This window comes from Desulfovibrio sp. 1214_IL3152 (assembly GCF_036763055.1).
Lineage (GTDB): Bacteria > Desulfobacterota > Desulfovibrionia > Desulfovibrionales > Desulfovibrionaceae > Desulfovibrio.
Genome location: NZ_JBAIYW010000022.1, coordinates 1 through 6,597, shown reverse-complemented (window position 1 = coordinate 6,597; position 6,597 = coordinate 1). Strand labels below are relative to the sequence as shown.

Annotated in this window: 7 protein-coding genes; 4 read left to right on the top strand and 3 right to left on the bottom strand. The window is 54.2% G+C overall.

Annotated elements, in window-relative coordinates; genetic code table 11:
* The 3 genes from V6C07_RS00400 to V6C07_RS00390 form a co-directional block, all read left to right on the top strand.
* A partial coding sequence (locus V6C07_RS00400) for a 3'-5' exonuclease (RefSeq protein ID WP_333534365.1) occupies positions 1–327 on the top strand: 327 nt, incomplete at its 5' end.
* Positions 328–658: 331 nt separating this feature from the next.
* Positions 659–1,156, top strand: a complete 498-nt coding sequence (locus tag V6C07_RS00395) for a C40 family peptidase (RefSeq protein ID WP_333534364.1) — start codon at positions 659–661, stop codon at positions 1,154–1,156.
* A gap of 1,182 nt (positions 1,157–2,338) precedes the next feature.
* Entirely contained in the window at positions 2,339–2,992 is a 654-nt protein-coding gene (locus V6C07_RS00390) for a MerR family transcriptional regulator (RefSeq protein ID WP_333534363.1), read from the top strand.
* A gap of 683 nt (positions 2,993–3,675) precedes the next feature.
* On the opposite strand, the gene V6C07_RS00385 is transcribed toward V6C07_RS00390, so the two are convergent.
* Positions 3,676–4,506, bottom strand: coding sequence for a DsbA family protein (locus V6C07_RS00385; protein WP_333534362.1), 831 nt, complete (start codon positions 4,504–4,506; stop codon positions 3,676–3,678).
* Positions 4,507–4,529: 23 nt separating this feature from the next.
* On the bottom strand, positions 4,530–4,937 hold the full coding sequence (locus V6C07_RS00380; protein WP_333534360.1) for a response regulator: 408 nt from the start codon (positions 4,935–4,937) through the stop codon (positions 4,530–4,532).
* A 299-nt stretch (positions 4,938–5,236) separates the two neighbouring features.
* Between V6C07_RS00380 and V6C07_RS00375 the strand changes: the two genes are divergently transcribed.
* A complete protein-coding gene (locus V6C07_RS00375; protein WP_333534359.1) occupies positions 5,237–6,025 on the top strand; it encodes a ParA family protein in 789 nt (262 codons plus the stop codon).
* Between the two features lie 93 nt (positions 6,026–6,118).
* On the opposite strand, the gene V6C07_RS00370 is transcribed toward V6C07_RS00375, so the two are convergent.
* A complete protein-coding gene (locus V6C07_RS00370; protein WP_333534358.1) occupies positions 6,119–6,571 on the bottom strand; it encodes a hypothetical protein in 453 nt (150 codons plus the stop codon).
* Positions 6,572–6,597: the final 26 nt, after the last annotated feature.

The following is a 6,597-nucleotide window of genomic DNA, read 5'->3' as shown; positions in this document are numbered from 1 at the left end:
GATGCTGCCGCAGCGCCGACTGGTGACACGCCACACACAGATGCCGCGCCCGCCGCAAACGAGTATGAGGCCCCAGAGCAGGAAAATGAAGAGCGCCGCCTTCTTTACGTGGCCCTGACCCGCGCCGCTCGTGCGCTTTTTGTGAGTCACAGCGCCACGCGCGCCCTGTATGGAAAAAGCCTTGCCCTGCCGCCATCGCCCTTTCTTGAGCAGATACGCCATTGCTGCCGCCAGAGCGTACTGACACCGCACAGGCAAACTCTTGTGCGCTCGCTTTCCCTGCTGCCGACTGCGGAACCGGAGAAAAAGCCCAAAGGTAAAGCCTGACACGAAAACCGGCGCACCTTGCTTTAAAAGCACATAACCCTGCAAGCTTTATGGCGCTTGCAGGGGCGCATGTCACGAGGCTTGCCACGGGTCCAGGGGGCGTCAGGATGCAGACGCACGGCACGGCAGAAGTTGCTGCTCGAACCATATAAACTTTTTAAACAATTTCTACTATCTGAAATAACATTCCTTTTGTTGCGCCAAAAACGGCTGGCACACATTATGCTTACCTAACAATGTGGGTTATAAAGTATTTTGTCCTGTTGCCCCACAAGGCATGGGCTGCACAGAAAACCGCCTGCCCGCAAGGCTCTCTGTGCATGAGGTTGCCATGAAAGGAATGACTGACATACGTATCTTCTCAAAGCCGTGGGCGGCGCTGCTCATGCTTGTCTTTTTTCTGCTTGCCGGGTGCGGTCTGCACCGGCCGACAGACCCCGGCCCTGCCCCGGAGTCCGCCCACAAGGTAGTGCGCACGGCCTACAGCCAGATGGGGAAAAAATACCGCTCCGGTGGTGCGTCACCGCAAAAGGGCTTTGACTGCTCCGGTCTTATCTGGTGGGTTTACAAGCAGAACGGCTACAAGGTTCCCCGCATTACCGTGGACCAGGCCAGGGCGGGCTATGCCGTACCCAAGGATCAGGCGCGGCCCGGAGACATTGTGGTCTTTCGCACCGGCTCAAGCCCGCGCGGCCTGCACACCGGCATCTACGCCGGGGGCGACAGCTTTATCCACAGTCCGCGCAGAGGAGAAAAGGTACGTATGGAGAGCATGACAATCCCCTACTGGCGCAACAAGCTCATTGCCGTGCGGCGCGTGGTGCGATAGAGCATTTCAACTTTGAAAAAATGTAAATGCTCTACACCTAGAGCAGATTAACTTTGAAAATATACATTTTCAAAGTTTAAAACACGCTCGCTTCGGCGTTTAACCGCACAAATAAATTGCGCTTACGCCTTCGCGGCGGGCGTCTGCTCGCGCCGTCGCCAGAGCAATTTCAAAGTGAAATTGCTCTAGAGCATTTAACACTTGAAATGCTCGCTTACGGCAGGCAAAAGCCTGCCTTCTCGCATTTCGTGGCAAGGATTCAGCCGAAAATCGCATTTTTCTGCTGAATGAACGCTTTGAAATACTTCATATTTCAAAATTAATCTGCTCTCGATGTAGACTCCCCCAAAAACTGCCACTGCCTGGTGGTCGCATTCTGCGGCCTCTGCACGGCAAGCCATGCGACTGCCTGTTGCCTCAAGTCTAAACTACTCAAGGCATGCATAATAGTGGCGCACAGCGTTTGTCGCCGTCTTCCCCTGTCCAGGTTCAGCCCTGCGCAGGTTCGTAAAAACCGCGCTGCCTCCTCCGCCTTGCCGATGCAAAGCCGAGGCTGAGCGCTTCGCGCAATGCCGCAACAGATATTGCGCTTACCTGCCGTTTTACCCCTTTTATCCCATGCGCAGACGGCCGCTGTCCGCAATGGACAACCAACGTTCGTTGCATATTTGCTGCTTGGGTGCTGATATGCCCAACGCGCTTTTTTCTGGCATATTCCGGACTTTTTCTTCAAATCTCAGCGCCAATGCCCGGATTCCCGCGCGCAGGTTTCCGTAACGGGAATTTGCTCGCGCAGTGCTCAGAAACATTACGGAATACCAGTGCCAAGGCTTTGGATTGCGGGGCCATGTTGGCCCAAAATCCATATTATTTCATATGATTTTAAAGAGCGTTTCCAGTCTGGGCACTGTCGTTTTGTGGACGGTGCGTATCGACATGCCGCCGGACTTTGATTCACACAATATCAATATTGCGCAATATCCTTGTATGAAACCCGTTTTTTTACCGCTTTTGCTTGCCATTATTATTGATTTCGCGTAATCCGTGAGAAAATGCGCAGCGTAGTTTCTTTGTTGCGGTTATGATCTCTCCCGCGCTCCCTGCTCTTTTTCAGCCATACTTCTTTGGAGCCTGGTCAACAACGCAACAATATGCAAGTTCACGCTTCGCACAGGAGGAGACATGGCACGCAAACCTGTCATTAGTGAAAGCCTGCTGAGCATTGCGGACATATCCCGCCATTTTTCCCTCCCGGAATCCACAACCCGCTATTACTGCAAGCGCTTTGCCGCCTTTATACCCAGTGTCGGGGAAGGCAGAAGACGGCGCTACCGTCCTGAAACACTTGATGTTATCGCCGCAATACTTGAGCAGATGCAAAAATCCCGCACTGCGGCCGCCGTGGAAGACGCCCTTTTGACGCGCTTTCCGAGCAATGCCGTGGCTGTTGCGGGCAATGCCCCGCTTCAGACCGTGCAGCCGCCCGCACAGGACTTTTTTCCCTCAGCAGCTTTGCAGTTGATGGAACGGCAAGCCACTGCCCTTGAAGGTATTGCGCAATTGCTGCACGCCGTTATGGAACGCCTGCCCGCACAGGCGGGGCAGGCCACGCCCAATGCTTCCGGGCAAAATACGGACTTGCGACAAGAGCTTGATACCTTGCGTCTTTTGCTCCATTCCTCTGAAAAAACGCAACAGGCCGATCTTGAGCAATTGCGGCAATGGATGGGGCGCGTAATCCGCAGCAAAGGCACAAGTGATACTCCTGCTGCCAAAAGCCCTGAAGCAACCTCAGGGCAGGAAAAAACGCTTCCGGTTCCGGGCAGGCGTAGCTGACGCCGCAAGCCCTGCACCTGTAAGCCAAGACTTTACAAATCACCAGACGCGCGCTCCCCTGCCCCGGCTTCTTCCATACCCCCTGGCTCTTCCGTAATTCCGCTTCTTGAGCATCCTCGCTCTTTTTTTCGTGGTATCGGTGTTTTTCACGTCATAAGCGCAATGATGCGTTCTCGGCGCAACCTTCGCCGCACGACTCCTTTTCCTGCCGCCGCGTGCTGCCGGCGGCATCAGTGATATTCTCTTGGCACTCTCACCTCGGCAGGCGCCGAGGAATTCTGCTCCTCGCCTCTGCGAAGTGTCACGTGCGCAAACTGCAAGGACGATGGCTGGGTGATGCCTGAGCAAGACAAAGGAATTGTCCCACGCGCATACGCAGAACAGGATCCCCCCGCTCAGGCCGCCCAAATCTTCCAATACCTCACGCACGCGCAGCAACATCCCCACCGCGTCCCCGCAAAACAGCGCCATGAGCGATCTGCTCGCAAACAAAATAAAGCCCCCACTTATTTCTGAGTGGAGGCTTTTTAAAAAAGCGGATGCCTTTTCGTTTACGGCCGGGATTGCATCGTGTCTGCGGCGCCGTCCCATTCTGGGTGGGAGGCTTTTACATTTCAGGCTTGCCAGATGTTGGCAGCACCGCAGGAACATTCTGCAAGACTTTCTGCTTGCCGCCCCAGGCTTTACTTTGCGGACTTGTTGTCCGCCTGATTTTTAGCCATATCCACCGCTCGTTTGAAAAGATCGGGCGGCAACGCGCCGCGTATGACCAGATCGTTGACCAGAAAATACGGTGTTCCTTCCACGCCCAGTTTTTGCGCGTCCTGCTGGTCTTCTTCCATAATGTCAGAAACTTTTTTGCTGTGAACGTCTTTGGCAAGGCGCTTCATGTCCACGCCAAGGTCCTGGGCGGTTTTTTTCAAAAATGGCTCGCCCTCGGTTACCAGGCGGTTTCTGTCGGCAAAGAGCGCATCATGAAACTTCCATGCCTTATCTTCGCTCTGCTGGGCCACAGCAAGAAAATATCTGGACGCGATGCTGGCCGGGCCTTTTTCGTCCAGCGGCAAATTTTTGAATACCAGGCTCACATCCTTACCGTATTCTTTCATAATGCCGCTCACCGTACCCGCAGCCTGCTGGCAGAAATGGCAGGTAAAGTCAGAAAAGGCCACAATACGCACCTTGGCGTTTTTGGAGCCAAGTACGGGGCGCCCCTCCAGCTTGACAGGCTTGGGCGTTTTCATTTCCTGGCTCCACTGCGCCTCAAGGCTGCGCTGGCGGCGCAGGTTTGACCCCTGTTGCGCCGTATCAAGCACGGCCTCGCTGTGTCTGCGCAGCACGTCCATGACAAGGTCGGGCCGTTCCTGAAAGAGTTTTTCCAGCATCTGCGGCAGATTTTCTTCCGTCACCTGAACCGTGGCGGCCTGGGCACGCTGCTCCGTAGCGGCTGCCCAGCCTAAAAATACCATCAAGGCCAACAGGGCCAAGGCCCCGCTTTTTTTCAATACAGTCATAAAAAGAATCCTGTCCGCGTCTATCAAGACGGCTTATTGATGTCGCCCTGCTCTGCCTCAAGCCGACATTGCGTTGCGGCATCTTCAATTTTAAACAGCAGTTCATCCAGGTCAACGGGCTTCATCAGATACCCAAAAGCCCCTTCGCTCATGGCCTGTACGGCCAACTGCATGTCAGCATGGCCGGAAAGAAGAATAACCTGCGTACACGGCCAGAGCCTGTGAATTTTCTGCAGGGCGCTCATGCCGTCCATAACGGGCATTTTCACATCCATAATAACAACGTGATACGCCGTGTCTTCCATCGCGTTCAGGGCCAGTTGCCCGTTGGCGGCCGTGGCGCATTCGTAGCCCCTGCGGCCCAGACGTTTCGCCAGGATGCGGGTGACTTCTTCTTCGTCATCAACCAGAAGGATTTTTTTAAAGCCCATACACGCCTACCATCATGTTCAGTATTTACATCAACTTTTTCATTTTACCCTGCAAACGCCTAGGGGGGCAAGGCTCCGGCCATAAAATTTTCAACTTTTTTAGTTTTGCATCTCATTTTTTTTTACACCTTGACGCTACACGCTCTCTCTTTTAATAACTACACAATGTGCTGACGTGTTTTTTACAAATGTTTCATGTGAAACTTTCAAAAAAACAAGCGCGTCTCACGGCCTGTCTGACCTGAAACCCCCGGCAGACGGCAATTTTACACCACTGCCCTTTCGGCGGGGAGGCTTTCATGGCTCGCATTATTTCCATTGCCAACCAAAAAGGCGGCGTGGGCAAAACCACCACGGCCATCAACCTGTCCGCGGCGCTGGCCGTTATGGAAAAAAAGGTTCTGCTTGTTGACTGTGACCCGCAGGCCAACAGCACCAGCGGACTTGGCCTGCAGCAGGAAAACCTGCACGGCGACCTGTACAACACATTTTATGAACCGGAACAGGTGCGCCAGAATATCGCCAAAAGCCGGTCGCCGTTTCTGGACATTCTGCCGGCCAGCACAAACCTTGTGGCCGTTGAGCTGGAACTGGTGGACAAGATGGCGCGTGAATTTTATCTGGACCAGTGCCTCAAGGCCATCCAGACAGACTATGAATATATCATCCTTGACTGCCCCCCTTCGCTGGGGCTGCTCACGCTCAATGCCCTGTGCGCCTCAAGAGAACTGCTCATTCCCTTGCAGTGCGAATTTTTTGCGCTTGAGGGCATCGTCAAGCTGCTGCAGACCTATGAACAGGTAAAAAAACGGCTGAACCCCGAACTCTCGCTGCTGGGCGTGGTGCTGACCATGTATGACACGCGCAATCGTCTTACACGCGAAGTAAAAAATGAGGTCCGGCGCTGCTTTCCCGACCATCTTTTTGAAACGGTCATACCGCGTAACGTACGTCTTTCTGAGGCTCCCAGCCACGGCAAGTCCATCATCCACTACGACATCAAGTCCAAAGGGGCGGACGCCTACCTTGGACTGTCCAAGGAAGTTGTGCTTCGGCGGCCCTCAAAAAAGAGCACCGTGCTGCAATAGGCAGCCATGCAAAGAACACGCTGCGCCCTGGAACAGCAGAACCCGCAGACATGATGCCTGCGGGCTCTGGTTGAAAAAATACTGGCGAGGGGCCTAGTCGGCCCTGGGTGTGGTATGCTCCACCGCCACATGATCGCGGAAATGTTTTTTTCTCACTGTCGTACCGCAGCATTTGCACAGAAAAACAAGCAGCCCCCCGATATTGGCGTTGGTCAGCAGAAAAGGCTGCGCAGGATCATCGCGCCAATCGTCGGTTTTTGCGCCACAATGGGGACAGGCCACGTCGGGCGCATAGGGATATTTAAAATCCCAGTACTGCAAAAGCTGGTCAAAGCCTTTAAGGGGCGCTTCTGCCTGAACAAGAGGCTCGTCAGCCGGCCGGCATTTTATGTGGCTGCGAATCTTTGGCTCGATTTGTTGCCAAAGCTTGTAAGAAAGCTGAACAGCTTCCACATTGCCTTTGGCGTCAGTGACATAGCGTAGTTCGGGATGCTCCAACATTGACCTGTCCTTTTGCTTGCCTGCGGCACGGCCGGTCGCTGGCATGGGGCCGCAGCTCCTGCGGCTGGATG